Raw genomic sequence first — 24753 nt, 5'->3', positions numbered from 1 at the left:
AGGTCAGACGACGCAGCGCATCTCCGCCGGGAGGTACGAGCCGATCGCGGCCAACAGCCCCGGCGGGTCGGTGTCCTCGGTACAGACGACGCTCTGTTCCAAGAGCCCCAGCCGCTCGACGGTGACGATGTCCTGCGCGTGGCCCGCGCGGTTCACGGTCGCCCGGACCTCGCCCCGTGTCGCCGAGTTGACGTTGAGGCGGCCGTCACCGCGCTGCCAGTCGTAGAGGCGGTCGCGCTCCGCGTCCGCCAGCCGGCTCGGCTCCGCGTCGGGGTCGCCGACGTCGCCGCCGTAGACGAACCGGACGGAGAGGTGCTGAACCAGCCCGAACCGCTCGACGACCTGCTCGGGCGAACCCCTGCCGAGACCGATCTCGTCAGCGGGGATCCGCACGTCGACGCCGGCGTCGAGGACGAAGCCGTCGTCGTCCCACGACTCGAGGGTGCCGACGTACTCCTCGCCGGCCGCCAGTCCCTCGTCGTGGGCGACGATCTCGCCCCACGTCTCCGCGAGGACGTTGCGGGCGACCTCGGCGTCCTCGCCGCTCACGTCGACCTGCACGAAGTCGTCGTCGCGGACGCCGACGTGCCAGTCGACGTCGAGCTCGCCGACGTCGTTGGCGACGAGCGAGTTCATCCCGTCGAGCGCGCGGTCGCGGGCGTCGCCCTCGACGTAGCACTTGGTTGCGAGGACGACCATCAGCCCGTCACATCCGCGTTGAGCTCGTCACGGAGCTCCTCGACGCGCTGCCCCATCGCCTCGCGGAGCCGGTCGTTGTCCATCGACTCCAGCGGGGAGCCGCACTCCGGGCACTCGAAGCCGAAGTCCATCGACTCGCCGAACTCGAAGCGGATCGAACACACCTCACAGAGGTAGAACTCGTGGGTGCGCTCGTACTCCTCGCGGTCCTCTAAGGCGTCGAGCAGGCGGTACATCTCCTCCTCGAGGTTCTCCGGGATGTTGTCGTAGTGGAACGTCCAGAGGTACGTGAGCCATCCAGAGTCCTCGTCGCGCACCCGTCGGTAGGTGGCGAGGTCGTTCTCGTACAGGATGAACAGCGCGCGTCGGACGTCGTTGAGCTCCAGTCCGAGCTCCTCCGCAAGCTCCTCGTCGGTGACCTCGCCGTCGGGCGGCGCGGCCGCGACCGGCATCCCCGTCGGCCCCACCAGCTCGTGGAGGTACTTCTGGATGACGGGGTCGTTCAGTAGATCCTCAAAAGCCATTACGTGGATCTGGTGGAGGAACCGGGTTAAAAGCTCCGGAAGGATCGATCACCGCTGACCACGGGTACGGTCGTCCGCCCGCGCTAAGTATCCCCCCTTTTCGGCGCCGCGGCGGCCCCCTGTCGCTCGTTTCGTTGCCGTCGGAGAGAGGATTGTGCGGAGGATCTCGTTCGTATACGGACCAACCGCGCCGTCCAGCCAGAACGACGGACCACGGAGGCGGATCAGCCGGGCGTTGTCTGAGGAAGAGACTTAGGTGGGTGGACGATCCCTTTGGGATATGGCCTCGAGAATTCTCGTTCCGATGGACGACTCCGAGCACGCCGGGCAGGCGCTCGAATACGCATTCGACAATTTTCCGGGCGCCGACGTTTCCGTGTTACACGTTGTCGGCGTTCCATCGCCGATGATGGGAGAAGCGGCGGCGCTCGCCCTCGCGGACGATATCGAGGAGGCCGCCGCCGAACGTGCCGAACCTGTCTTCGAACGTGCCCGCGAGATAGCGACCGAGCGTGACCGGGAGATCGACACGATCGTAGACATCGGTCACCCCGCCCGGAATATCATCGATCGCGCTGAGAACTACGACACGGTTGTGCTCGGTGCTCACGGCGCGGATTGGAGCCGCGCGACGCGTCAATTTCTCGTCGGGAACGTGGCCGAGACGGTCTCGAAACGCGCGTCGGTGCCCGTGGTGTTAGTTCGCTGATCCCTCGCGGAGGCGAGGCAGGCGAGCCAACGTGTCGAGTTGGTCCGCCCGTTTGGCGCGACGCGACACGCGGTATCGGAACTACGGTCGAGAGGTCGTTCGACGTGCGCCGATGCCGGTCTTGGGAGTACGGGAAGAACGCGAGCCGGTGAAGACGGTGGTCTACCTTGATAACGTCTCAACTCAAAGAGAGAAGCATGTACGACAAGATCCTGGTTCCGACAGACGGGAGCGCCGCTGCGGGAACAGCAGCTGAAACAGCGCTCGGCCTTGCACAACGCTTCGACGCCTCGCTCCACGCGATTAACGTCGTCGAACTCAATGAGTCCCCGACCGACGTCGAATCAGAGGTTGCCGAGGAAATTACCCACCGTCGGGAGAAGACGCTAGCGACGCTCAGGGATCGGGCGGCGGACGTCGGAGTTTCAACGGCGACTCAGGTCATAGAAACCGCTGACCCGGTCCACCAGACGATCATCGACTACGCGAGAGACCACGACGTCGATCTCATCGTGATGGGGACGCACGGGCGAACGGGGTTGAACCGCCTCGTCCTCGGTAGCGTAACCGAGCGGACGCTCCGCACCTCGCCGGTACCGGTCCTCACTGTCCACGAGGACGTCCCGCTCGACCCCGACTTCGAGACGGTCCTCGTGCCGACGGACGGGAGCGACCCGGCGAACGTTGCCGCGGATCACGGGATAACGTTCGCGGAGGCGACCGGTGCAGCGATGCATGTCGTCCACGCCGTCGATCTCACCCCCCTTTCGGGAAACTTTGGTAGTACTGAGGTGCTAACCGCGTTAGAGGAGGCGGGCCAACGGGCCGTCGATGACGTCATCGATCGAGCCGAAGACGCGGATCTGCGGTCCGTGGAGGCATCGGTTCTGAGTGGAACACCTGCCCGAGCCATCTTGGACTACGCGGAAGAACGTGATGTCGACTGTATCGTGATGGGGACGCAGGGCCGAACCGGCCTGGAACGGTACTTCCTCGGAAGCGTCACCGAGAAAATCGTCCGCGTCGCGAACGTCCCCGTACTGACCGTATCACCGCCTGAAGGGCAATGAGATACCACTCCAGATGGGCTCCGGCAAAGCTTTACCTCGCCTGTGACACGACAGGGTCGTATGGCATCGAACGGCGACACGGCAGAGGTGGCGTCTGATCAGGACGCCTCCGCCCCCCCGACGGCCGGAACGCGTGCCCGCCGAGCCGTCGGCGCGCTCGCCCTGCTCTCCGTCCCCGTCCTGCTCGCCGGCGTCCCGCTGGTCCCCGTCGCAGCGATCCTCGGCCCCGCGGGCCTCGACGTCGCCGGTCCGGGCGCGGTCGGGGGGCTCCTCGCCGCGGTCGTCGTCGGCCTCGGCGGCTCCGCGCTCCTCGGTCCGATCGTCGTCGACCGCCGTCTCGCCCGGCTTCCCGAGGCCGAACTCGACGACCGCCCCGCCGACTTCGTCGCCGACCGCGTCGCGACCCTCGCGGACGAGGTCGGCGTCGACCCTCCCGAGGTAACGGTCGTCCGCGCCGACGCCGCCAACGTCGCCGTCGCCGACGGCCACCGCGGCTCGCGGCTCGTCGTCTCCACCCGGCTGCTCTCGCTGCCGAAGGCCGACCGCGACGCGGCGCTCCGGCACGCGCTCGTCCGGCTTCGGACCCGTGAGGCGCTCGTCGCGACCGCGCTGCTCCCGGCGCTCGGGGCGGTCGAGACGGTGGCGCTCCTCGCGACCCTGCTCGTCGGGCGCCGCGGCGAGCGGACGGCAGCCGACCGCCGCGTCAACCGGATCCACGGGTACGAGCCGGACCGTAATCGGATCCCCTCGTGGGCGTACGCGGCCGCCGGGATCGCGCTCTGGCTCCTGCTCCTCCCGGCGTGGCTCCCGGCCGCCGTCGGCGACCGGCTCTACATCGCCGGCGGGCGCCGGGACGCAGACGCGGCGGTGGCACGGGTCGGAACGGCCGAACGCGACGGGCTCGGCGGCGCCGTCGAGTTCGCCAGCGACGCCGCGGGCGCCGCCGACTGGCCGCCCCTCCTCGACCGCCTCTCTCTCGTCTCGATGGCGGACGCCGAGACGGGCCGGGTGCGGGGGACGAGCCGACAGGAAGCGCGGACGCGGCTGGCGCGGCTCCGGTCGAAGCGGACCCCGTGACCTCCGGCGCGCGAGCGGCAGTGCGCGATCAGAGGTCGCTCAAGGGCGCGCCGGGACGGCCATCCGGAGGAGCGTCCCGCCCGTCCCGGACGACTCCACTGAGAACTCGCCGCCCGCCTTACTCACGACCCAGTACATCAGCCAGATCCCGAGCCGGTCCGCGTGCTTCAGCGACGTCTCGCCCCGTTCGAGCACGTGGGTCTCGTGTTCCGGGATCCCCGGCCCGTCGTCCTCGATCTCGATCTCGATCCACTCCTCGTCCCCGTTCTCGACCCGTATCCAGACCGTCGGGTTCGGGGCGTGGTTGTGCTTGACCGCGTTCTCGACGGCCTCCTCGATCGCCGTCTGGAGGCCGAGAACGCTCATCCTGAGCGGGTCGTCGTCGGGAAGCGAGAGGTCGAACGTCGCGGAGGGGTACCGATCGCTCATCCGGCTCAGCAGCTCGGACAGGCGGTCGCGCAGCTCGACGGTGGCCTCGTCCGGTTCGGTCTCCGAGAGCGTGTGGTTGATCTTCCGCACCGCCTCCGCGATCCCCATTAGGTCATCGGTCGTCTCCGCGATCACGTCGAGCGATTTTCGGCGTTGTTCCTCGTCGAGGTCGCGCCGCAAGAGGTCCGTGTACCCCTCGATGAGGTTCATCTTGTTCCGGAGGTTGTGGTTGAGTACCCGACTCATAACCTCCAGCCGCCGCTCGCGGATCTTCCGCTCCGTGATGTCCATCTGGAACCCGACGTAGCGTATCACGGTCCCGTCCTCGTCGCGGATCGGCGCGACGGTGAGTCGATTCCAGAACTTCTGGCCGTTCGCGCGGTAGTTCAGGATGTCGGTGGATACCGGCCGTTCGTCGTCGATCGCTTCGCGGATCGTCGCCACCGTTTCGGGATCCGTGTCCTCCCCTTGCAGGAACCGACAGTCCTTCCCGAGCATCTCTGGACCGTACCCGGTGAGCCGCTGAAACTCCTCGTTGACGTAGGTCAGCGGGTTGTTCTCCGTCCCCGGCTCCGAGAGTGAGATCCCCACCGGGGCCTCGTCCATCGCCCGTTCCTTCTGCCGGAGCTCCTCGACGGCCGTCTCTAGCTGCCGCTCGCGAGCCGCGAGCCGGAGGGAGGTGCGTCGCCGCTCGATCAGGTTGCCGATCCGGGACCGCAGCGTCGCCCCCGCACCGGGAGTTCGACGACGTCGTCGACGTGTTCCCACGGGTCCCGTGTGGTCTCCGACCCGGAATCCTGCACGAGCAGCACGAAGGGGAGAAACACCGGGTCTGCGCGCTCTCGCCGCCGGTCGAGCACCTCAGTGAGCCGGCCGAACGCGTGGGCGTCGAGCACGCAGCAGTCGAACCCCGAGTCGAGCTCGTCCGGGTCGGTCGCCGTCTCGATCCGGTACCGCTCGCTCAGCGTCTCCGCCACCAGCTCGCGGTCGCGTCCCGCTCGCATGAACAGCAAGACCCGGTCGGCCGTCTCGGACCCGGCGGTCTCGTCGGGTGCGGACTCGTCGGCGATCTCGCCGGGACCCGTACCCATATTTCGTAGAGGAAGACCGCACAGCCACTAAGAGTTGTCCATTTATGTGATCGGTCGCCGAACGGACCGACAAGATGTCAACACCACTGCCCGGGCGAATGTCGACCGGCGTGGCGGGACTCGACGAGATACTGTCGGGGGGACTCGTCCCGAAGCGTAGCTACATGGTCCGCGGGCAGGCCGGTAGCGGGAAGACGATCCTGAGCTTCCATTTCCTCCAGCAGGGCGTCGACGAGGGGGAGACGGCGCTGTTCATCAACCTCGAAGAGGACGCCCGCGACCTGAAGGCGAACGCGGCCGCGCTCGGCTTCGACACGGACGCGATCGAGTTCCTCGACCTGAGTCCGAGCGCGGACGTGTTCGTCGAAGACGAGTCGTACGAGGTGTTCGAGCCCTCCGAGGTCGAGCGGGAATCGCTGACCGAGCAGATCGTCGAGGGCGTGACCGCGGCCGATCCGGACCGCGTCGTCGTCGATCCCCTGACCCAGCTCCGCTTCCTGTTGTCCGACGACTACCAGTTCCGGAAGCAGGTGGTCGGATTCATGCGCTTCCTGAAAGGCCTGGAGACGACGGTGCTTTTCACCGTCCAGAACACCGAGTCGCTGCCGACGGACGACCTCGAGTTCATCACGGACGGGACGATCCAGCTCGACGCGGCGGAGTACGGCAAGACGATCGGCGTGCCGAAGTTCCGCGGCTCGGCGACGCAGAGCGGCGATCACGCCTACCGGGTCACCGACTCGGGCATAGAGGTGTACCCCGCGCTCCAGCCCGGACAGCGCGACGACGACGCCGAGTTCGAACAGATCTCCTCGGGGATCCCGGAGTTCGACGAGCTGCTCCACGGGGGGATCGAACGCGGGACCGTCACCGTCGTGAGCGGGCCGACCGGGGTGGGGAAGACGACCCTGAGCACGCAGTTCATGAAGGAGGCCGCGGGCCGAGGGGAACGCTCCGTCATCTACCTGTTCGAGGAGAACAAGGAGACGTTCCTCACCCGGTCGCGCGCAGTCAACATCCCGGTGGACGAGATGCTGGAGAGAGGGACCCTGCAAGTGAACGAGGTGGAGGCGTTAGAGCGGTCGCCACAGGAGTTCGCGCGGATGGTCCGCGAGGAGGTGGAAGAGCGGGACGCCGACATCGTCATGGTCGACGGGATCTCCGGGTACCGGCTGACGCTTCGCGGCGACGAGGGAATGATGCTCCAGCAGATGCACGCGCTCGGCCGCTACCTCAAGAACGAGGGCGTGACGGGGCTCTTCGTCGACGAGACGCGGAACGTCACGGGCGAGTTCCAGGCGACGATGGAGAACATCAGCTACCTCGCGGACAACATCGTCTTCCTCCGGCACCTGGAGGTCGAGGGCGAGCTCCGGAAGGCGATCGGCGTCCTCAAGAAGCGGACGAGCGACTTCGAGCGGACGATCCGCGAGTTTCGGATCACGGAACACGGCATCACCGTCGGCGAGCCGATGTCGCAGCTCCGCGGTATCCTGAGCGGCACGCCGGAGGTCGTCGATCGGGAACCGGATCGGGAACCGAAGCGGTGATCGAGGCGGGTGATCGAAGCGAGGATCGAGGCGGGGGATCGAGGCGGTGATTGCGACGAGTGGATGAGTCAGCCGCGGTCGCCAGTCTCGGAATTGTCGTCGCCCGCGGGCCCCTCGCCGGCGTCGATCACCGTCTTGCCGGTCGCCTCCGGCATCACCCGCCGGTCGGCGTTCTCCCACTCGCGATCGAGTTCCGCGCCCTCGAACAGTCGGTCGAGGAACACCGCGAGCCCCGCGACCTCGGAGTGCGGCTGGTTCGTCACGCCCACGTTGAAGTCGGCGCGTTCGTACAGCGCCCACGGCACCTTCTCGCCGCCGACCACGACGAGGAGATCGCGGGGCGTCGACTCCCCGTCGGTCGCGTCCGAGCCGCCGAGTCCGACCGCCTCGCGAACGTCCTCCTCCACGTCCTGAACGCGCTCGCCGTACATCGTGAGGTGCGCGACGACCCCCTCGAAGTCCCGGACGATCGCCTTCTGGTCGTCGCGGAGCTCGACCGCGAACGGGCCGCCGAACCGGTCGGTGATGTCCCGCACCGTCTCGGCCGACTGCCCGGCGTTGTCGGGGAAGATCACCCGGTCGGCGCCGAGCGCTCGGGCCGTGAGCCCGACGTGCGTCGTCATGCGGTCGTCGCGGCCCGGCCGGTGACCGTACCGGAGGACGACGACCTCGCGCGCATCGTGCATACCGGCGGTGCGCCCGCGAGCGGCGTGGTCCTTTCGATGCGGACTCGCCGGGGACCGGCGTTCGCGGTTCGCCGCGTACACCGCACGGTTATGGATCGTTCACCGAGACATGGACGAGAGGTGACCACGTAAGTGAAAGATTCATGGGGGAGGCGGTCGCCGGGTGAGGTATGACGAGCGTCAAGGAGTTCCGCGTCGACGAGCCCGCCACCGCCGACTCGCTCGGCCGCGGTCGGTTCGTCTTCACGGACGCCTACTCGGTGTTCGACTGGGGGCAGATGCCGGACGCGATCCCGCGCAAGGGCGCGAGCCTCTGTGCGATGGGCGCGTTCAACTTCGAACTGCTGGAGGCCGAGGGAGTCCCGACTCACTACCGAGGCGTCGCGGACCCCGGCCGAGACGCCGACGCGGACGGGGAGGGAGAGCCGGAGGTCGTCCCCCTCGCCGACGCGACCGCCCCGCCGACGGAGATGGCGATCGACCTGACGCAGGTCCCCGATCTCCCTTATAAAGGCCCCGACGCGGGCTACGACTACGACGCCTTCCACGCCGCGGGCGGCGAGAACTACCTCGTCCCGCTGGAGGTCGTCTTCCGCAACCGGGTCCCGGTGGGGTCCAGCCTCCGGCGGCGCCGGGAGCCCGCCGACTTCGGGCTCGACGCGGACCCCGATATCGACGCCGACGCCTGGCCCGACGGGCCGGTCGACCTCCCCGAGCCGGTCGTGGAGTTCTCGACGAAGTACGAGCAGCAGGACCGCTATCTGACCCGCGCCGAGGCCGACCGGATCGCGGGCGTCGCCGACGTCGACGCCCTCGAATCGCTCGCGCGCGACGTGAATCGGATCGTCACCGAGCGCGCCGAGGCGGCCGGGTTCGTCCACGAGGACGGGAAGATCGAGTGCCTGTACGCCGACGGCGAGCTCCGCGTCGCCGACGTGGTCGGCACCTTCGACGAGAACCGCTTCTCGTACGGCGGGCGCGGGATCTCGAAGGAGGTCGTCCGCCAGTGGTACAAGGCGAACGACCCCGCGTGGGTCGAGGCCGTCAAGGAGGCGAAGGCGGCGGTCGAGGGCCGCGACATCGACGACTGGCGCGAGCTCTGCGAGCGCGACCCCGAGCCGCTCCCCCCGGCGGTCGTCGACGCGGTCTCCGAGCTGTACGCGGCCGGGACGAACGCGTACACCGACCGGGAGTGGTTCGACGTTCCCGACATCGAGGCGGCGCTCGACGCGGCCGACGGCTTGTAGGGCGAAGCCGGTCGGAACCCTCACGATCGACGAAACGCGAGGGAACCTCTTTAGCCCCGACGTTCGTGGGTCGTGACATGCCCACCGACGCCGACTTCGGCGAACGGCTCGAGTCCCAGACCGCCGCGTACCTCGATCGGATCGACGACTGCGTCGCCCTCCTCCCGCGTGCCCTCGACGAGTACGCGAGCGACGGCCCGTACCGCGAGACGGTCGACGAAATCGCCGCGATCGAGAGCGAGTGCGACGGGCTGGTCCGAGAGATCACAGGGACCATCACCAACGCCGGCCCGGACGACATCGGACTGTTAAACACCCGGATCAACTTCAACGAGTCCGCATTGCTCGACTTCTACAAGGAGCTCGACGTGGTCGCGAACCACACCGAGCGGATCGTCCGGGAGGTGGTCATGATGCGGCCCGACGCCGACGGCGACTCCTTCCGCGACATGCGGGAGATGGCCGGTCGGATCGTCGAGATGGTGACCGTTCTCGGGGACGTCGTCGAGGGGTTCGTCCGCGGGCTCGCTCGGAGCGACACCACCGAGACGCTCACCGAGGGAATCGAGGCGATCCGCGGCCTCGAAAGCGAGTGCGACGAGCTCCGCAACGACGCCATCGCGACCGCCTTCGCCGACGACGCGGTCGACCAGCCGCTCGTCTACCGGGAGCTCGCGATCCTGTTGGACGAGCTCGCGAACACGATCGAGGACCTCACCGACCGGATGGTCGTCATCGCGAGCAAGGAGCCGGGGATCGTCACCGAGGCGGACCCCGAAGCGGACGGGGAATAGGCCCGAACGAGAACGAGCGAGCCGCCGCGGGCCTCACCGCCGTCCGCCGCGGGCCTCACCGCCGTCCGCCGCGGGCCTCACCGCCGCGCCCAGTCGAGCATCCGCCCGTAGAAGGGGTCGGAGCCGAGCGCGTCGGCGTCGCCGACCAGCGTCAGCTGCTTTTTCGCCCGCGTGAGCGCGACGTTCATCCGGCGGTGGTCCTCAAATATCGGCCCGTCGAGGTCGCCGGTCGCGACCAGCGAGACGACGATCACCTCCTTCGAGGAGCCCTGGAAGCGGTCGACCGTGTCGACGGTGACGGCGGTCCGCCGGCCGATCTCGGCGACCTGCGCGCGGAACGGGGCGATCACGCCGATGTCGTCCGGATCGACGCCGGCCGCGACGTAGGCGTCGACGACCTCCGCGACGCGCTCGGCCTCACGGACGTTCCGGTTGCCGTCGCGGCTCCCGTCCGGATCGACGAAGTCGACGCCGCCCGCGAGCCCGTCGGGGAGGTCGGCGGGATCGACGCCGAGGTCGCGGAGGGTCTGTCCCGCCACCTCAGGGGTCGCCGGGCGGAGCGCGCCGTCGTAGAACTCCGCGGAGGCGAACGCCTGAATGCGCTGGCTCATCCGGTACTGGCGGTCGAGCATGACGCTCGCGTCGGGGTACTCCTCGATGAGTCGCTGGAACAGCGAGGTCTGGAGGTCGTTCTCCGCGCGCACGACCGGCGGGAGCTGCTCGTGGTCGCCTACCAGCACGAACCGGTCCGCGCGGTTGATCGCGGCGTGGGTGCCCGGCTCCGTGAGCTGTGAGGCCTCGTCGACCAAGGCCACGTCGAACTCGCACTCGCGGAGGACGCGGGAGCCGCAGGCCGCGGTGGTGGCGGCGACGACCGGCGCGTCCCGCAGTTCGGCGGCCTTCGCGTTGGGGTCGCCGCGCTGGACGAGCCGCACGTCCTGCATGTCGCCGCGGACGCCGGTCTCGGTCCCGACGCGGAGCACGTTCTCAAAGTCCTGATCGCGGAGCGCTTCGAGGGCGTTGTCGACCGCGCGATTGGTGAACGCCGAGAGCAGCACCCGGTTCCCTTCTTCGACCAAGGCGCGGATCGTCCGGGCGATGGTGTACGTCTTCCCGGTGCCCGGCGGCCCGTGGATCAGCGCGCAGTCCTCGGCGTCGACGGCGAGTTCGACGGCGTCGTTCTGGGCCGCGTTGTTGCCGATGTAGGCGTCGGGGGCGTCGGCGGGGCGGTCGGAGGAATCACGAAACTCGGGCTCGCGTCGCCCGAACAGCACGTCCTTGCGCGCCTCGCTCCCTTTTAAGATCGCGTCGTGGAGCGCGGTGAGCGAGCGGTCGACGGAGATCTCCGAGGGGTACACGTCGAGCCGCCGGAGCTCGACCGGCTCGTCGGTCTCGACGACGACCTCCTCGCCGTCGAGCGCGGTGATGCGACCGAGTTCGCCGTGGCCGCTCACGGGGTCGCCGTCGCTCGCGAGCGCCACGTCGCCCTCGCGGAGCTTGGAGACGGCGTCGTCCGGCTTGCGAGCGCGGAGCTCCCAGCGGGCGTCGTCGATCTCCGTCTGCGAGACCGGCTCCAGGTCGATCAGCGCGCGGTCGTCGGCAGCGCGCTCCGCGGGGGTCTGCTCCCACAGCTTCCGGTACTCGGCGTGGGTCTCGCGGCGCTCCTCCTCGAGGGCGACGTAGAACCGGTCGAAGTAGTCGCGCTCCTCGTCGGGGACCGGCGTCCCCACCGACCCCGCCTTCGACTCCTGATCGAGGCGGCCGGAGACGACCATGCAGGTGTCCTGTTCGAAGCAGTACTCGCACTTCGCGTCGGCCTCGTACCCCGTCGGGACGGTCGGGCGCTCGCCGGGGTCGTCGAGCGCGCGCCACTCCATCGCCGCGAGGGCGTTGCGCTCGCGGACGACGAACTCCAGTAACCCCCGACCCACCGAGAACTCCTTGGCGGGCGCCAGGTCGCCCGACTCCTCGTTGCGGTCCAAGGCGGTGTTCTTCGTGTAGAGGAGGGTTCCGATGTCGGGGTCGACGCCGCGCTCGTCGAGCATGAGCGCGTAGCAGGCCGCCTGGATCTTGTCGTGGAAGCGCGGCTCCCGCTTGGTGTTCTTCCCGGTCTTCAGCTCGACGGGGGTCCCGCGCCGGAGCGCGTCGGCGCGCCCCTTCAGGCCGAACGTCGGGGAGATGAGGGTGAACTCCGACCGCCACGTGTCCTCATCGGTCAGGGTCCCCTGCGAGAGCCACCCCTCGATCGCGGCCGCGTTGCGGCGCACCTCGTCGGCGACCTCCTCGGGCTCGTACCCCAGCAGGCCGAGTTCGAGCCCGGCCTCCTCGACGCGGTCGGCGACGGACTCCTCTAACTCCATCCCGCGGAGCAGGTCGCCGAACACCTCGTGGACGACGGTCCCCTTGACCACGGGGTAGTTGAGCGGGATGCCGGAGAGCTTATTTAAATAGTACATCCGCGGGCACTGCACCCACGAGCGGATCCCGGTCACGTCGACGAGGAAGTCGGGTTCGAGTACGACCCACGAGTCGCCGGTGGTGGCGTACCCCGTCTCGCCGCCGAACCCGTCCTCCTCGGCGTCGGTGACGAGCAGCTCCATGCCCGGCTCGGCGTGCTCGGCGGTCTCGGTCCACTTCCCCCACAGCGTCACGTCGACCGCGTCGCCCGCGCCGCGGTCGGGGCGGATCCGGAGCTCGCGGAGCTCGCGATCGCCGTACGACGTCGACACCGTCCGCGCCTCCCCGACGGAGAGGATCGGCCCCCGAACGTTCACGGCCGTCATCGGCGGCGCCCTCGAAAAACGCTGTCGGTGGGGGATCAACCGCGCCCGTAGCCACTTATAAGCGCACGCTCGAACTTATAAGCGCACGCTCGAACGGTCGGACATGAGCGACTCGACCCTCTACCGCTACGGACGCCCCGCGGTCGTCGTCTTCGTCCTCTCGCTGGCGGCGCTGTCCGCGGTCAGCGGCTACGCCCGACTGGAGACGCAGGGGATCGCCGCCCTCGGCGACGTCGTCGTCAACGGCTACATCGCGGTGCTGGTCGTCTGGGGCGTCGCCGTCGAGGGGTTCGACACGGACCGGTTCCGGACCGCGCTGTACGCCGGGCTCGTGCTCTGGGGGGTCGTCGACGTCGCGGTCGGCGCCGTCACGCCCTTCTCCGTCGTCTTCCTCGTCGCCGGGACGGCGCTGCTCGCGCGGATGGGGTATCGGCGCGCGAGCGACTAGACCGGGCGGTCCAGCCGCGATCGACGCGGAGCCGATCCGCCGAGACCGACACGCTCAAGCGCGCTCACTTATAAGGATACGCCGACATGCGCGTGCGAGACTGGGACGACATCCTCGCCGACGTCGCGAGCGACTCGACCGACCCCGACGGCTGGCGTGCGGTCGCCGGCTCCAGACGCGAGGGACTCGGCGAGGACCTCTACTTCGGTCACCCGAGCGTCGGCGTCTATCACCTGAAGACGTACGCGAAGAACCCCCGAGACCTCCGCGGCGTGGGCGCGAAGATCGCCCGCAGCGTCGACGACGAACTCGACCCCCTGCTCCCGGACGAGGAGTCGGCCGGGCGGTTCGCGGTGCAGTCGCCGCCCGAGGACGAGGAGCAGGCCGAGGACGTCGCGACCCGGCTGCGCGAGACGCTGAAGGTCCACGCGGAGGCGCCCACGGATCCGGACCACCTGTTCGAGGACGTGATGGAGGCGATCGACTCGCCGGCGTTCGGCCCGATGGACTACGAGTTCGACGGGCGCCCGGACGAGCTCGACGAACTCTCGGGCACCTTCGAGGAGGCCGAGGAGCTCCTCTCTTCCGAGCTCGAAGACCTGATCGACGAGGACGACGTGGACCGCGGCTTCCACTGACGGACCGTACGTACCGAGACGACTATTCGGAGGCTTTCATCGACAGTCCGACGGAACGATACGCACGATAGAGACGAAGTATCCAACCCCACGCGATACCGGACAGGACCAAGAGAACCGCTATTTGGCCGGTGGACTCCGTAACCGTGTTCGTTAGTACCTGAACGAGGAGGAGCGCCGGATAGAGGGCGAAAAACAGAGCGAGAACCAACCCGATTCCTTTCAGATACGTGAATACGTTTCTCTCCACTGTTTCGGCTACTTCGAGATCGACTAAGTATCTTTGGTTGGTGATTTCACACACGGTAATGCCGGAACCGGGGAGATGTACCACCCGCCGAGGAGTTCGTCGGCGTGGCCGGCGGTCAGAAAACAGGTCCTCACCCGCCGACGGTCCTTTATAAACAACGACCGTACGATCCGCATGAGCTACCCGGTCACCTACTACTGTCCGCACTGCGGGACCCTCGTCGAACTGGAGCGGGACGGGTACCTCGCGGACAAGTCGGTGACGCCGTATCCCCTCGAAGGATGGGCGTACGTCGACCCGACGGAGTCGTTCGAGGGCGACGACGCCGACGGCGTCAGGTTCGTCTGCGGCGAGAGCGACGGCGTCGACTGGGACCCGCACGACGGGGTTCGCGGGCCGGACGTGGAGGAACTGGAGTCGGAGACCGGAGACCCATCGGGAGGCGGCGATCCCGGCTGCGGTGAGCCCTTCTACCTCTCGTTCGTGCGCTACGAGGAGGGACGCGAGGTCGACCCGCGCGCCGAGTCGGAGCTGGTGGAGATCGACCCCGATCCCCGCCCGAGCGGGCCGCGGGGACCGAGCGGACCGTCGGGACCAGACGGGTCCGGCGGGGGCTCGGGAGGCGGCTTCTGGTAGGGTCGCGAACGATCCATCGCTCGGAATCGACCGTAGCATTATCCCCCTGAGGCGCGACAGGGACGTATGGCGGACACCAAATCGGGGCGAGACAAACAGGCGCGCGACGAGGAGCGCCGACGGATACAGCGAGACATCTCGGAGGCCCGAGAGCGCGGCGACGAGACGGAGCCGGCTACCGATCCGCCGGCGGAGTGCCATCGCCGAGGCTGTTCCGAACCCGTGGCGTTCTCGGTCACCGAGCGGTACCAAGAGGAGACCGGGGCCGGCGCCGTGGAGGCGACAGCCTTCCTCTGCGCGGACCACACCGCCGACGAGTCCCCGGCGAACGTGGAAGACGCGTACGAGGGGTACGTGTTCCACGTCGAGCCGGTCGCCGCCGGCGACGGTACCTAGGGCGCCGACGCCGACGACTGACAAACCCCTTAATGCGGGAGCGAGAACGGTCGGGCATGGAAAGCATCAACCGGACCGCGATCGAGCTCGTCGACGAGGCGCTCGACTTCGCCGGCGAGCTCGACGTCGTCGGCTACGAGCTGGACAACGGCGCCACCGTCGTCGACTTCGGCGTCGACGCCGCGGGCGGCGTCGAGGCGGGACTGCTGCTCGCCGAGATCCAGACCGCCGGGCTCGCGAACCTCCGCACCCGCATGGGCGAGGTCGCGGGCGCGCCGCGCCAGTACGTGGAACTGTCGACCGACCACCCCGCCATCGCGCTGCTCTGCTCGCAGAAGGCCGGCTGGGAGCTCGCCTTCGACTCTGGCTTCGAGGGGCTCGGCTCGGGGCCGGCCCGGGCGCTCGTCGGACAGGAGGCCGAGTTCGAGCGCGTCGGCTACTACGACTCCTCCGAGTTCGCGACGCTCGCCGTCGAGTCGACGACGCTCCCGACCGAGGAGGTCGCCGAGCACGTCGCCGACCTCGCCGAGGTCGACGCCGAGGGCGTGTTCCTGCCGACGTACGCGACCGGTTCGACTGCGGGCTCGGTCGCGACCGCGGCCCGCGCCGCCGAGCTCGCCGTCTTCCGCCTGCTGGAGCTCGGCTACGAGCCCACGGACGTGCTCCACGCCTCCGGCGCGGCGCCGATGGCCCCGGCCACCCGCGACGAGGACCTGGCGATGGGCCGGACGAACGACGCCTTGGCCTACGGCGGGGAGGTCCACCTGCAGGTCGCGCGCGACGACGACCGCTTCGACCAGATCGTCTCGACCGCCCGCGAGGAGTACGGGACGCCCTTCGTCGACGTGTTCGAGGACGCCGGCTGGGACTTCTACGAGGTCGACGAGCGCGTCTTCGCCCCCGCGAAGGTCACCGTCGACGTGGTCGACGGCCCCGTCTACACGGTCGGCGAGACGGACGAGGAGCTGCTGGCGGAGTCGTTCGGCTACCGCTGATGCCGACCGCCGCCTCGGCCCGCCCGAGCCGTCGACGATGAGGCTCAAACCGGTCCCCGAACCGCCCGACTCGATCGACGACCTCCGGGCGTTCCAGCGGGCGGTCCCGCTCGTCCCGGGGAGCACCGACGACTGCTGCGCCCGGCTCCGCGAGCGTCGGGGGCTCGCCGACCGCCGGACCGCGAACGACTGGCTGGCGTTCCTGCGCGCGCTCGGGCTGGCTCGGGAGACCCCTCGCGGGTTCGTGAGAGCCGACGCGGAGCCGACCCCGGAGCGCGTCCGGGAGGGGCTCCGCGACGGCGTGCTCCTCGTTCCCGAGGCGCTCGCCGCCCTGCGGGAGGCCTCGCCTTCGGACCCGCTCACGTCCGACGACCTGTTCGCGGCGACTCGGGAGTCGGTGCCGCGACACGACCGCGCCCGCGACCCGAACTGGGAGTCGACGTGGCGCGAGCGCGCCGATCGGCTCCTCCGGTGGCTCGCGCTCGTCGACCTCGCCCGGCCGATCGAGGCGGACGAAACCGGAGATCCGGACGAGCGTTCAGTCGCCTACGTCGCGAGCGACACCGCCTGAAACGACGGTTCGTGGGTGCGGTCGATGACTCGTAACAAGCCTTTTACTCGGAGCCGGAGAGGTACTTCCATGGGACGATTCGACGGGCGGGACGGACCGTTGCGGGTCCGATACGAGCCGACGAGCGTGAAGGACCTGCTCGTGGAGATGAAAGACACCGCCGAGCTGTTGATCGACCTGTCGTACTCCGCGGTCCTCCACGGGAGCCCGACGATCGCCCACGAGGTCGTCGAGCTCGAACACCGGATGGACGTGCTCCAGATGCGCGCGCGGATGAGCCTCATGCTCGCGGCGCGGAGCCCGGACGAGGCCGAGACGCTCGCGCCGGTGCTCGGCGTGGTCGGCGCGGCCGACAAGATCTCCGACGCCGCCGGCGACATCGCCAAGATCGTCACCGAGGAGATCGGCCTCCCCGACGCGATGCGCGGCGCGCTCACCGAGGGCGTCGAGACGCTGGTCCGCGCCACCGTCTCGTCCGACTCCGCGTACGCGGGGCGGACGCTGAAGGACATCGACCTGGAGTCGAAGACGGGCGTGCGCGTCATCGCGATCCGGCGCGACGACGACTGGATCTTCAACCCCGGCCCGAAGACCCGAATCGAGGCCGGCGACGTGACGCTCCTTCGCGGCCCCGAGACGGGCGTCGTCGACGTTCATCCGACGCTGACCGGCGATCCGTTCGACCCGAGCGAGCCCTCGGAGCCCGCCATCGACGACCTGGAGCGCGCGGTCGACTCCATCGTGCTGATGAAGGACCTCTCGGAGCTGGCGGTCGACCTGGCGTACGGCTCCGTCCTGTTCGACAACGAGGCGCTCGCCGAGGAGGTGTCGAACCTGGAGATCGAGGTCGACGCGCTCCAGTCGCGGTTCGAGGCGTGGACGCTCCGGGCCGCCCGCGAGGCAGAGGACCCCGTCTCGCTGCGCGGACTGATCCACCTCGGCGTCGCGACCGAGGAGATCTCCGACGCCGCCCTGGAGATCACCGAGGGCGTCATGCGCGACATCGGCGTTCACCCGGTCGTGGAGATGGCGGTCCAAGAGTCCGACGAGATCATTACCCGGACCGTGATCGCCGAGGGAAGCGACCTCGACGGCACCCGAGTCGAGGACGGGATCCCCGCGACCGACATCTCGACGAGCGTCATCGCCATCCGTCGTCCCGACGAGGGGTGGCTCGTCGGACACGACATCGATACCACGCTCCGCGCCGGCGACGCCGTGATCGCGAAGGGGACCCGCACCTCGGCGGGGGAGTTCGAGGCGCTCGCGTCGTGACGGCGCCCCGAACGGACGACCCCGCCCGGCTCGCCCGGGCGTACTACGACGCGCTCGACGCCGGCGAGTACGACCGGCTCGCGGACCTGCTCGCTCCCGAATTCGTCCAGAAGCGTCCCGATCGCACTTTTAAGGGCCGCGACCGCTTCGTCGCGTTCATGCGCGACGAGCGCCCGATGACCGACACCGCCCACGCCGTCGACGCGGTGTACCCCGAGGGTCCCGGCGTCGCCGTCCGGGGGCGGCTGCTCGACGACGAGGGCGACGAGGTGTTCGCGTTCGTGGACGTTTTTTCAGTCGAAGACGGGCGGCTCACGTCGCTGGAGACGTACGCGGCGCGGGGCGGCGAGTAGCGTTCAGCAACGGTGCAGCAGGCCGACTTACGACTCGTACTCGGCCCAGACGTACCGCGTCCCGTAGCTCCGGTAGGGCCGCCACGCCTCCCCGATCTCGCGCATCTCCGCGCGGGTCAGCTCGTCGCCGTCGTTGTAGGCCTGCTCGATCCCCTTCCGCACCGCGAGGTCGCCGAGCGGGAGCACGTCCTCGCGGCCTAACGCGAAGATGAGGTACATCCGCGCGGTCCACTCGCCGACGCCGCGGATCTCGGTGAGCGCGGCGACGACGGCTTCGTCGCTCGCGTCCGCGAGCCCCTCGCGCGTGAGGTCGCCGTCGCCGTCGCGAAAAGCCCCGGCGACCTCGCGCAGGTACTCGACTTTCGTGCCGCTGAGGCCGGCCTCGCGGAGGTCGTCCTCGTCGGCCGCGAGCACGCGATCTGGCGTCGGATCGCCGCCGAGCGTGTCCACGAAGCGCTCGTGAATCGCCGCCGCGGAGGCGGTCGAGAGCTGCTGGTTCACGATCGAGGTACAGAGGCGCGCGAACTCGTCGCCGGCGGGCTCGACCGCCAGCGGGCCGTGTCGGTCGATCAGCCGCGCCATCGTCGGGTCCTCGCGCAGGGTCGCCGCGACTCGCTCGTTCATCGAGAGGCGGTTGGCTCCGGAGACGGGAGTGGGTTTCCCCCGCCAGCCGCACGTGATAAACTTACAGTGAGTTTTCCGTTTGGAATATGGAAACGTTGAACCATGACGGTTCCGACCGTTCCGGTATGCAGCTCGAAGACGTCCAGCGCGTAACGGTTCTCGGCGCCGGGAACATGGGGCACGGCATCGCGGAGGTGGCCGCGCTCGCCGGCTACGACGTGGCGCTGCGGGACATCGAGGAGGAGTTCGTACGGGACGGCTACGACCAGATCGAGTGGTCGCTCGGCAAGCTCGCCGAGAAGGACCGGATCGGCGACGAGGAGGCGGAGGCCGCGCTCGACCGCGTGGAGACCTTCGTGGACCTCGAGGACTCCCTCGCCGACGCCGACGTGGTGATCGAGGTCGTCCCCGAGAAGATGGCGATCAAGAAGGACGTGTACGACGAGGTCGTCGAGTACGCGCCCGACGAGGCCGTCTTCGTCACCAACACCTCCAGCCTCTCGATCACGGAACTCTCCGAGGTCACCGACCGCCCCGAGCGCTTCTGCGGGATGCACTTCTTCAACCCGCCGGTGCGGATGGACCTGGTCGAGGTCATCTCGGGGAAACACACCTCGGAGGACACCCTCGAACTGATCGAGGGGCTCGCGGAGTCGATGGGGAAGACCCCCGTCCGCGTCCGGAAGGACAGCCCCGGGTTCATCGTCAACCGGATCCTCGTCCCGCTGATAAACGAGGCGGCGTGGATCGTCGAGTCCGGCGACGCGACGATCGAGACGGTCGACTCCACGACGAAGTTCGACGTGGGGCTCCCGATGGGCTCGTTCGAGCTCGCGGACCAGGTCGGCATCGACGTGGGGTACCACGTGCTGGAGTACATGCACGAGGTGCTCGGCGAGGCGTACCGGCCCTGCCCGCTGCTCGTCGAGAAGGTCGACGCAGACGAGCTCGGGAAGAAGACCGGTAAGGGGTTCTACGACTACGAGAACGGCGGCGCCCAGATCCCGTCCGACGCGATCGACGCCGACGTCCGCAAGCGACTGCTCGCCGTGATGGCCAACGAGGTCGCCGGGCTCGTCGGGAACGACGTGGCCGACCCGCCCGCGATCGACCGCGCGGTGATGCTCGGCGCCGGCTTCCCGGACGGACCGGCGAAGATCGCCGACGGCGAGGGGCTCGACGCGCTCGTCGACGTGCTCGACGACCTCCACGAGGAGACGGGCGAGGCGCGCTACGAGGCGACCGACTACCTCCGCGAGGCCGCCGAGGCGGGCGGCTTCCACGACGGCGGTGCCGGAGAGGCCGACGGCGAGGACGGCGACGGCGCGCTCGCCGCCTACGACACCCTCAACGTCACCGTCGAGGACCGCGTGGGGCACGTCGAGATCGACCGCCCGCACCGGATGAACACGATCAGCGGGGAGCTGCTCGACGAACTCCCCGACGCGATCGACCGGCTCGACGCGGACGACGAGGTACGGGCCATCCTCCTGTCGGGTGCGGGCGACCGCGCCTTCTCCGCGGGCGCCGACGTCCAGAGCATGGCTGCCGGGGGCGTCGAACCGCTCACCGCGGTCGAGCTCTCGCGGCAGGGGCAGCGGACGTTCGGCAAGCTGGAGGACTCCGACAAGCCCGTGGTCGCCGCCATCGACGGCTACTGCCTCGGGGGCGGGATGGAACTCGCTACCGCGGCGGACCTCCGGGTCGCGTCCGAGCGCTCGGAGTTCGGTCAGCCGGAACACGACCTCGGACTGATGCCGGGGTGGGGCGGCACCCAGCGACTCGCCCGGATCGTCGGCGAGGGGCGCGCCAAGGAGATCATCTTCACCGCGGACCGCTACGAGGCGGAGACGCTCGAAGGGTACGGCTTCCTCAACGACGTGGTTCCCGACGACGAACTCGACGAGCGCGCGTGGGAGTTAGTCGAGCAGCTCGCCGCCGGCCCGCCGATCGCACAGAAGTACACGAAACGCACGATACACGCCGGCCGCACCGACGGCGAGGCCGGCCTCGAAGTGGAGGCGATGGGCTTCGGCCACGTGATGAACACCGACGACCTCATCGAGGGCGTCACGGCGTACATCGGCGACGGCGAGCCCGAGTTCGAAGGGAAGTGAGCGCGTAGGGACCGTCTCCTACCCCTCCAACCGCGCCGAGAGGAACGTCCACCGGGCGTCGTCGCCGTCGTCGAGCGAGTCAGCGACTCCCCACTCCCGTTCGACGGCGAACCCGGCGTTTCGGAGGTGATCCCGCGTCGCCTCGATACCCGCGATGTGCCACTGCATCTCGACGCCGCTGTCGAGCCAGTCCGGGTTCGTCCCGCGCCACTCGTCCGGTCCCTCGGAGCAGAGCAGTCGGCCGCCGTCGTCGAGGACGCGGGCGAACTCGTCGACGACCACTTGGTGTTGCCCGCGCGGGACGTGGATCAGCGAGTGGTACGCCGTCACCGCGTCGAAGGCGCCGTCGCGGAAGGGGAGCGCGGCCATGTCCCCCTGCGCGAGGTCCGCGTCGGGGACGCGATCCGCGGCCAGCTCCAGTTGCGTGCGCGAGATGTCCGTCCCGACCGCGGTCGCCGACGCGCTCAGGTCGCGGAGGACCGGCGTTCCCTGCCCGCAGCCGGCGTCGAGGACTCGCGCCGACGCCGGGAGCGACTCGCGAAACCCCGAGAGGACCTCGCGGCCGCGTCCGTCTTCGTTCCGGTCCGCGGCGTACGCCTCCGCCAACTCGTCGTAGCCGCGGCGAACGGCCTCTTTATCGACCATGCGATCCGGGTACCGAGCCGAAACTGTTCAAGAGTTCGGTCGGAACCGCACGGGACCGCTGGAACCAACGCCGTCGTTTAGACGTATCCCTCCTCGACGAGCAGTTCGCCGTTGAGCAGCGAGGCGCCCGCCGCGCCGCGGATCGTGTTGTGCGCGAGGCAGTTGTACTTCGCGCCGGCGTCCGTCGCCTGTACGCCGCCGGCGACGATACCCATCCCGTCCGCGTACGTGCGGTCGAGGCGGGGCTGGGGGCGCTCCGGCTCGTCCTCGCCGAACACCTTGATGAGCCGGTCGGGCGAGCTGGGGAGCGCGCCGGCTCCCTCGAACGAGCGCATCGCCTCGCGCAGGTCCGCGGGCGAGGGGTCCTCGGCGAACTCGGCGAAGACGTTCTCTAAGTGGCCGTCGAGCGTCGGGATCCGGTTACAGGAGGCGGCCACGTCGGCGCCGTGGAGGTGGACCTCCGCGCCGTCGAACTCGCCGAGGAGCTTGCGCGACTCCGTCTCCATCTTCTCCTCCTCGCCGCCGATGTGCGGGATGGCGTTGTCGATGATCTCCATCGAGGTGACGCCGGAGTAGCCCGCGCCGGAGACCGCCTGCAGGGTGGAGACGCGGACGCTCTCTAACCCGAACCGGTCGATCGCCGCGAGCGTCGGGACCATCGTGATCGTCGAGCAGTTCGGGTTCTTCACGAGGGCGCCGTCCCAGCCGCGCTCGTCGCGCTGGACCTCGATCAGGTCGAGGTGGCCGGGGTTGATCTCGGGGATCGTGAGGGGCACGTCCATCGCCATGCGGTCGTTCGAGGAGTTCGAGGAGACGACGTATCCCTCCTCCAAGAACGCCGGCTCGACCTCCGCGGCGACGCCCGAGGGGAGCGACGAGAAGAGCAGGTCCACGTCGTCGTCCGCGATCCCCGCAGGCGTCGTCTCCGCGACCTCCATCTCGGCGACGTCGTCCGGGATCGGGGTGTTCACGCGCCACTTCGCAGCCTCGCGATAGGTCTTCCCGGCGCTCTCCGAGCTCGCGGTGACCGCGGCGAGGTCGAAGGTCGGGTGGTCGTCGAGGAGCTGGATGAACCGCTGTCCCACGGCGCCGGTGGCGCCGAGGATGCCGACTCGTACTGACATTGCGCGTGGGTCGGTCACAGGGACGTAAGTGCGTTCGGATACGCGCCGATTACGCCGGTCGGTGACGGCGCCCGCGCCGCGCGGAAGCGACCGAGCCCCGGTGACGCGGGTGCGGCACGCGACGTTTATATATCTGCCCGTGGCAGTACGTGTCGATGACCGACTTCGGAGCGCTGTCAATCGCGCCGCCGGTGCTCGCGATCGTGCTGGCGGTGATCACTCGGAAGGCCGTCCTGTCGCTGTTCCTCGGCATCTGGTCGGGGGCCGTCATCGTCACGGGCGGGCTCGGGATCGTCCAGACGTTCGAGTGGATCGTCGCGGCCGTCTCCGACGAATTTCAGGCGACGATCCTCGTGTTCACCTTGCTGCTCGGCTCCGGCGTCGCCATGGTGTGGAACCTCGGCGGCACCGCCGCGGTCCGCGACTGGGCGCTCGAGCGCCTCGACTCCCAGCGGAAGGCCGGGCTCGTCGCGTGGGGGCTCGGGATCGTCCTCTTCTTCGACGACTACGCCAACACCGCGATCGTCGGGTCGGCGATGAAAGACGTCTCCGACCGCCTCCGGATCTCCCGCGAGAAGCTCTCGTACATCGTCGACTCCACCGCCGCTCCGGTGGCGACGCTGGGGATCTCCTCGTGGGTCGCGTTCCAGCTGTCGCTCATTTCGGACGGATACGAGTCGGCGGGGGTCGCCGAGGCGAACCGTCCGGGCACCTTCGAGGTGTTCGTCTCGTCGATCCCGTTCAACATGTACGCGATCCTCGCGATCGTGATGGTCCTCCTGATCGTGGGGTCGGGCCGCGACTACGGCGAGATGCTGACGGCCGAGAACCGGTCGTGGACCTCGGGGAAGGTGACTCGCGACGAGGCCGTGCCGATGCAGGACGTGGCCGGCGAGCTGGGCGAGCCGCCGGCGTCGACGCCCCGGCTCGTCAACTTCTTCGTCCCCGTGGCGGTCCTGATCGCGGTCACGGTCGCGACCGCGCTGTGGTCCGGCGAGTTCTCGCCCGCCGGCTTCGGCGGCGACCTCCTCGCCGCCGAGTTCGAGGCGGCCGGCGGGCGGCTGTGGGACGCCGCGCTCAACGCCTCCTACGAGGTGGCGCTGATGGTCGGGTCGTTCGCGATGGTCGCCAGCGGCTTCGTCCTCGGGAAGGCGTACGGGGTCTTCGGCGTCGGCGACGCGACCGAGTACACGATCGACGGGTTCGGGATCATGCTCACGGCGGCCTCCATCCTCGTGCTCGCGTGGGGGATCGGCGAGGCGATCGACGCGCTCGGCACGGGCGACTACGTGGCGACGGCGACCGTGGGCTCCGTCTCGCCGGCGCTGCTGCCCGCGCTGGTGTTCGTCGTCGCCGGCGTCATCGCCTTCTCGACGGGGACCTCGTGGGGGACGATGGGGATCGTCACCCCCATCGCGATCCCGATCGCGTGGGAGATCAGCGGCGGCGGCGCGGCGGGCCACACGCTCGTGGCGGCGATGGTCGGCGTCATCTTCTCGGGCGCCATCTTCGGCGACCACAGCTCGCCCATCTCCGACACCACCGTCCTCTCGGCGACGTTCACCGGCGCGGACCTGATCGACCACGTCCGCACCCAGATCTACTACGCGGTCACGGTCGCCGCCGTGGTCGTCCTCCTGTTGGTCGTGTGGGGGGTCACCCGCGTGACGCCGCTCGCGCTGCTCCCGCTCGGTGCCGTCCTCCTCGCCGGGCTCGTCTACCTCCTCTCCGAGCTCGACGCCTCCCGCCGCGGGATCGATCCGGTGTCGGTGTCGGAGCCGCAGACCGACGACGGCGAGCGCGTGGTCGTCGCCGGCGAGGATCAGAGCGACTGAGCGTCCCAGCGGACCTTTTAAAACCGCTCGGGGGCTATCGTCGGGTGCGCGCCCTCAGTCCCCGCCCGAGTACTCCCCGATGGGAGCGATGACAGCGCGGAGAACCCAGGCGCGTCACATGTGGTCGCTGACGCGACCCGCCCGTCGCCGCGCAGGCGACCGCCCGCCACGAGGGTTTCCCGGTCGA

General features: G+C 69.2%; 23 protein-coding genes and 1 pseudogene. 16 read left to right on the top strand and 8 right to left on the bottom strand.

The genetic code is table 11. The features are described 5' to 3' along the window. Window positions 1-3 precede the first annotated feature (3 nt). Window positions 4-699, bottom strand: a complete 696-nt coding sequence (locus FGL94_RS08355; RefSeq protein WP_144923312.1) for a DUF2110 family protein — start codon at window positions 697-699, stop codon at window positions 4-6. Continuing rightward, window positions 699-1223: a transcription factor gene (locus FGL94_RS08350; RefSeq protein ID WP_144923309.1), complete on the bottom strand. Its 525-nt coding sequence runs from the start codon at window positions 1221-1223 to the stop codon at window positions 699-701. The genes FGL94_RS08355 and FGL94_RS08350 overlap by 1 nt, the downstream gene beginning before the upstream one ends. Before the next feature lie 280 nt (window positions 1224-1503). On the opposite strand from FGL94_RS08350, the gene FGL94_RS08345 reads away from it, so the two are divergent. From FGL94_RS08345 to FGL94_RS08335, 3 genes are all read left to right on the top strand, one after another. Next, entirely contained in the window at window positions 1504-1932 is a 429-nt protein-coding gene (locus tag FGL94_RS08345; protein ID WP_144923306.1) for a universal stress protein, read from the top strand. A gap of 197 nt (window positions 1933-2129) precedes the next feature. Then, on the top strand, window positions 2130-3002 hold the full coding sequence (locus tag FGL94_RS08340; protein ID WP_144923303.1) for a universal stress protein: 873 nt from the start codon (window positions 2130-2132) through the stop codon (window positions 3000-3002). A 60-nt stretch (window positions 3003-3062) separates the two neighbouring features. After that, window positions 3063-4079, top strand: coding sequence for a hypothetical protein (locus tag FGL94_RS08335; RefSeq protein WP_241659147.1), 1017 nt, complete (start codon window positions 3063-3065; stop codon window positions 4077-4079). Window positions 4080-4118: 39 nt separating this feature from the next. On the opposite strand, the pseudogene FGL94_RS08330 reads toward FGL94_RS08335, so the two are convergent. Then, window positions 4119-5599: pseudogene (locus tag FGL94_RS08330) on the bottom strand (PAS domain-containing protein). Between the two features lie 74 nt (window positions 5600-5673). On the opposite strand from FGL94_RS08330, the gene FGL94_RS08325 reads away from it, so the two are divergent. Beyond that, window positions 5674-7149 (top strand): ATPase domain-containing protein, encoded by a 1476-nt coding sequence (locus tag FGL94_RS08325; RefSeq protein ID WP_144923300.1) that lies wholly within the window; start codon window positions 5674-5676, stop codon window positions 7147-7149. Between the two features lie 68 nt (window positions 7150-7217). Here the strand turns inward: FGL94_RS08325 and FGL94_RS08320 are convergent, their stop codons facing one another. Beyond that, complete coding sequence (locus tag FGL94_RS08320; protein ID WP_144923297.1) at window positions 7218-7835, bottom strand: tRNA (cytidine(56)-2'-O)-methyltransferase; 618 nt, start codon at window positions 7833-7835, stop codon at window positions 7218-7220. Between the two features lie 170 nt (window positions 7836-8005). Here FGL94_RS08320 and FGL94_RS08315 point away from each other — a divergent pair, with 170 nt between their 5' ends. Beyond that, complete coding sequence (locus FGL94_RS08315; RefSeq protein ID WP_144923294.1) at window positions 8006-9082, top strand: phosphoribosylaminoimidazolesuccinocarboxamide synthase; 1077 nt, start codon at window positions 8006-8008, stop codon at window positions 9080-9082. Window positions 9083-9159: 77 nt separating this feature from the next. Beyond that, window positions 9160-9876: a DUF47 domain-containing protein gene (locus FGL94_RS08310; RefSeq protein WP_144923291.1), complete on the top strand. Its 717-nt coding sequence runs from the start codon at window positions 9160-9162 to the stop codon at window positions 9874-9876. Between the two features lie 77 nt (window positions 9877-9953). Here the strand turns inward: FGL94_RS08310 and FGL94_RS08305 are convergent, their stop codons facing one another. Next, window positions 9954-12650 carry an AAA domain-containing protein gene (locus FGL94_RS08305; protein WP_144923766.1) on the bottom strand — a complete coding sequence of 899 codons (2697 nt, stop codon included), beginning with the start codon at window positions 12648-12650 and terminating at the stop codon, window positions 9954-9956. A 112-nt stretch (window positions 12651-12762) separates the two neighbouring features. On the opposite strand from FGL94_RS08305, the gene FGL94_RS08300 reads away from it, so the two are divergent. The 8 genes from FGL94_RS08300 to FGL94_RS08265 all read left to right on the top strand — a co-directional run bounded on the left by FGL94_RS08300 (window position 12763) and on the right by FGL94_RS08265 (window position 18221). Continuing rightward, window positions 12763-13107, top strand: a complete 345-nt coding sequence (locus FGL94_RS08300) for a hypothetical protein (protein WP_144923288.1) — start codon at window positions 12763-12765, stop codon at window positions 13105-13107. An 86-nt stretch (window positions 13108-13193) separates the two neighbouring features. Continuing rightward, window positions 13194-13745, top strand: coding sequence for a hypothetical protein (locus FGL94_RS08295; protein WP_144923285.1), 552 nt, complete (start codon window positions 13194-13196; stop codon window positions 13743-13745). 424 nt (window positions 13746-14169) lie between these two features. Then, window positions 14170-14631 (top strand): hypothetical protein, encoded by a 462-nt coding sequence (locus tag FGL94_RS08290; protein ID WP_144923282.1) that lies wholly within the window; start codon window positions 14170-14172, stop codon window positions 14629-14631. 66 nt (window positions 14632-14697) lie between these two features. Continuing rightward, window positions 14698-15027 (top strand): hypothetical protein, encoded by a 330-nt coding sequence (locus tag FGL94_RS08285; RefSeq protein WP_144923280.1) that lies wholly within the window; start codon window positions 14698-14700, stop codon window positions 15025-15027. A 56-nt stretch (window positions 15028-15083) separates the two neighbouring features. Beyond that, on the top strand, window positions 15084-16022 hold the full coding sequence (mch, locus tag FGL94_RS08280) for a methenyltetrahydromethanopterin cyclohydrolase (RefSeq protein WP_144923277.1): 939 nt from the start codon (window positions 15084-15086) through the stop codon (window positions 16020-16022). 37 nt (window positions 16023-16059) lie between these two features. Continuing rightward, entirely contained in the window at window positions 16060-16593 is a 534-nt protein-coding gene (locus FGL94_RS08275) for a hypothetical protein (RefSeq protein ID WP_144923274.1), read from the top strand. 69 nt (window positions 16594-16662) lie between these two features. Then, window positions 16663-17868, top strand: coding sequence for a potassium channel family protein (locus FGL94_RS08270; RefSeq protein ID WP_144923271.1), 1206 nt, complete (start codon window positions 16663-16665; stop codon window positions 17866-17868). Then, window positions 17865-18221 (top strand): nuclear transport factor 2 family protein, encoded by a 357-nt coding sequence (locus FGL94_RS08265; RefSeq protein WP_144923268.1) that lies wholly within the window; start codon window positions 17865-17867, stop codon window positions 18219-18221. The genes FGL94_RS08270 and FGL94_RS08265 overlap by 4 nt, the downstream gene beginning before the upstream one ends. Window positions 18222-18248: 27 nt before the next feature. Here the strand turns inward: FGL94_RS08265 and FGL94_RS08260 are convergent, their stop codons facing one another. After that, window positions 18249-18845 (bottom strand): DNA-3-methyladenine glycosylase family protein, encoded by a 597-nt coding sequence (locus FGL94_RS08260; protein WP_144923265.1) that lies wholly within the window; start codon window positions 18843-18845, stop codon window positions 18249-18251. Window positions 18846-18970: 125 nt separating this feature from the next. On the opposite strand from FGL94_RS08260, the gene FGL94_RS08255 reads away from it, so the two are divergent. Next, window positions 18971-20962: a 3-hydroxyacyl-CoA dehydrogenase/enoyl-CoA hydratase family protein gene (locus FGL94_RS08255; protein ID WP_144923262.1), complete on the top strand. Its 1992-nt coding sequence runs from the start codon at window positions 18971-18973 to the stop codon at window positions 20960-20962. Between the two features lie 18 nt (window positions 20963-20980). Here FGL94_RS08255 and FGL94_RS08250 read toward each other — a convergent pair whose 3' ends face one another. Both FGL94_RS08250 and asd read right to left on the bottom strand, forming a co-directional pair. Further along, a complete protein-coding gene (locus tag FGL94_RS08250) occupies window positions 20981-21607 on the bottom strand; it encodes a class I SAM-dependent methyltransferase (RefSeq protein ID WP_144923259.1) in 627 nt (208 codons plus the stop codon). Window positions 21608-21684: 77 nt separating this feature from the next. Further along, window positions 21685-22731, bottom strand: coding sequence for an aspartate-semialdehyde dehydrogenase (asd, locus tag FGL94_RS08245; RefSeq protein ID WP_144923256.1), 1047 nt, complete (start codon window positions 22729-22731; stop codon window positions 21685-21687). Between the two features lie 155 nt (window positions 22732-22886). Between asd and FGL94_RS08240 the strand changes: the two genes are divergently transcribed. Then, window positions 22887-24566: a Na+/H+ antiporter NhaC family protein gene (locus FGL94_RS08240; RefSeq protein ID WP_144923253.1), complete on the top strand. Its 1680-nt coding sequence runs from the start codon at window positions 22887-22889 to the stop codon at window positions 24564-24566. The last annotated feature ends 187 nt before the right edge of the window (window positions 24567-24753 follow it).

Source organism: Halorubrum salsamenti, assembly GCF_007671685.1.
In the GTDB taxonomy this organism is placed as follows: Archaea; Halobacteriota; Halobacteria; order Halobacteriales; family Haloferacaceae; genus Halorubrum; species Halorubrum salsamenti.
Note: the sequence above shows the minus strand (reverse complement) of the source record. Positions and strands in the feature narration are given on the sequence as shown.

What these genes read in the sequence shown, in the direction of transcription:
- FGL94_RS08295 (WP_144923285.1), top strand. Translation starts at nt 13,194, where the DNA reads ATGCGCGTGCGAGACTGGGACGACATCCTCGCCGACGTCGCGAGCGAC.
- FGL94_RS08290 (WP_144923282.1), top strand. Translation starts at nt 14,170, where the DNA reads ATGAGCTACCCGGTCACCTACTACTGTCCGCACTGCGGGACCCTCGTC.
- mch (WP_144923277.1), top strand. Translation starts at nt 15,084, where the DNA reads ATGGAAAGCATCAACCGGACCGCGATCGAGCTCGTCGACGAGGCGCTC.
- FGL94_RS08340 (WP_144923303.1), top strand. Translation starts at nt 2,130, where the DNA reads ATGTACGACAAGATCCTGGTTCCGACAGACGGGAGCGCCGCTGCGGGA.
- FGL94_RS08320 (WP_144923297.1), bottom strand. Translation starts at nt 7,835, where the DNA reads ATGCACGATGCGCGCGAGGTCGTCGTCCTCCGGTACGGTCACCGGCCG.
- FGL94_RS08270 (WP_144923271.1), top strand. Translation starts at nt 16,663, where the DNA reads ATGGGACGATTCGACGGGCGGGACGGACCGTTGCGGGTCCGATACGAG.
- FGL94_RS08300 (WP_144923288.1), top strand. Translation starts at nt 12,763, where the DNA reads ATGAGCGACTCGACCCTCTACCGCTACGGACGCCCCGCGGTCGTCGTC.
- FGL94_RS08315 (WP_144923294.1), top strand. Translation starts at nt 8,006, where the DNA reads ATGACGAGCGTCAAGGAGTTCCGCGTCGACGAGCCCGCCACCGCCGAC.
- asd (WP_144923256.1), bottom strand. Translation starts at nt 22,731, where the DNA reads ATGTCAGTACGAGTCGGCATCCTCGGCGCCACCGGCGCCGTGGGACAG.
- FGL94_RS08355 (WP_144923312.1), bottom strand. Translation starts at nt 699, where the DNA reads ATGGTCGTCCTCGCAACCAAGTGCTACGTCGAGGGCGACGCCCGCGAC.
- FGL94_RS08345 (WP_144923306.1), top strand. Translation starts at nt 1,504, where the DNA reads ATGGCCTCGAGAATTCTCGTTCCGATGGACGACTCCGAGCACGCCGGG.
- FGL94_RS08250 (WP_144923259.1), bottom strand. Translation starts at nt 21,607, where the DNA reads ATGGTCGATAAAGAGGCCGTTCGCCGCGGCTACGACGAGTTGGCGGAG.
- FGL94_RS08275 (WP_144923274.1), top strand. Translation starts at nt 16,060, where the DNA reads ATGAGGCTCAAACCGGTCCCCGAACCGCCCGACTCGATCGACGACCTC.
- FGL94_RS08325 (WP_144923300.1), top strand. Translation starts at nt 5,674, where the DNA reads ATGTCAACACCACTGCCCGGGCGAATGTCGACCGGCGTGGCGGGACTC.
- FGL94_RS08260 (WP_144923265.1), bottom strand. Translation starts at nt 18,845, where the DNA reads ATGAACGAGCGAGTCGCGGCGACCCTGCGCGAGGACCCGACGATGGCG.
- FGL94_RS08255 (WP_144923262.1), top strand. Translation starts at nt 18,971, where the DNA reads ATGCAGCTCGAAGACGTCCAGCGCGTAACGGTTCTCGGCGCCGGGAAC.
- FGL94_RS08310 (WP_144923291.1), top strand. Translation starts at nt 9,160, where the DNA reads ATGCCCACCGACGCCGACTTCGGCGAACGGCTCGAGTCCCAGACCGCC.
- FGL94_RS08240 (WP_144923253.1), top strand. Translation starts at nt 22,887, where the DNA reads ATGACCGACTTCGGAGCGCTGTCAATCGCGCCGCCGGTGCTCGCGATC.
- FGL94_RS08350 (WP_144923309.1), bottom strand. Translation starts at nt 1,223, where the DNA reads ATGGCTTTTGAGGATCTACTGAACGACCCCGTCATCCAGAAGTACCTC.
- FGL94_RS08285 (WP_144923280.1), top strand. Translation starts at nt 14,698, where the DNA reads ATGGCGGACACCAAATCGGGGCGAGACAAACAGGCGCGCGACGAGGAG.
- FGL94_RS08335 (WP_241659147.1), top strand. Translation starts at nt 3,063, where the DNA reads ATGGCATCGAACGGCGACACGGCAGAGGTGGCGTCTGATCAGGACGCC.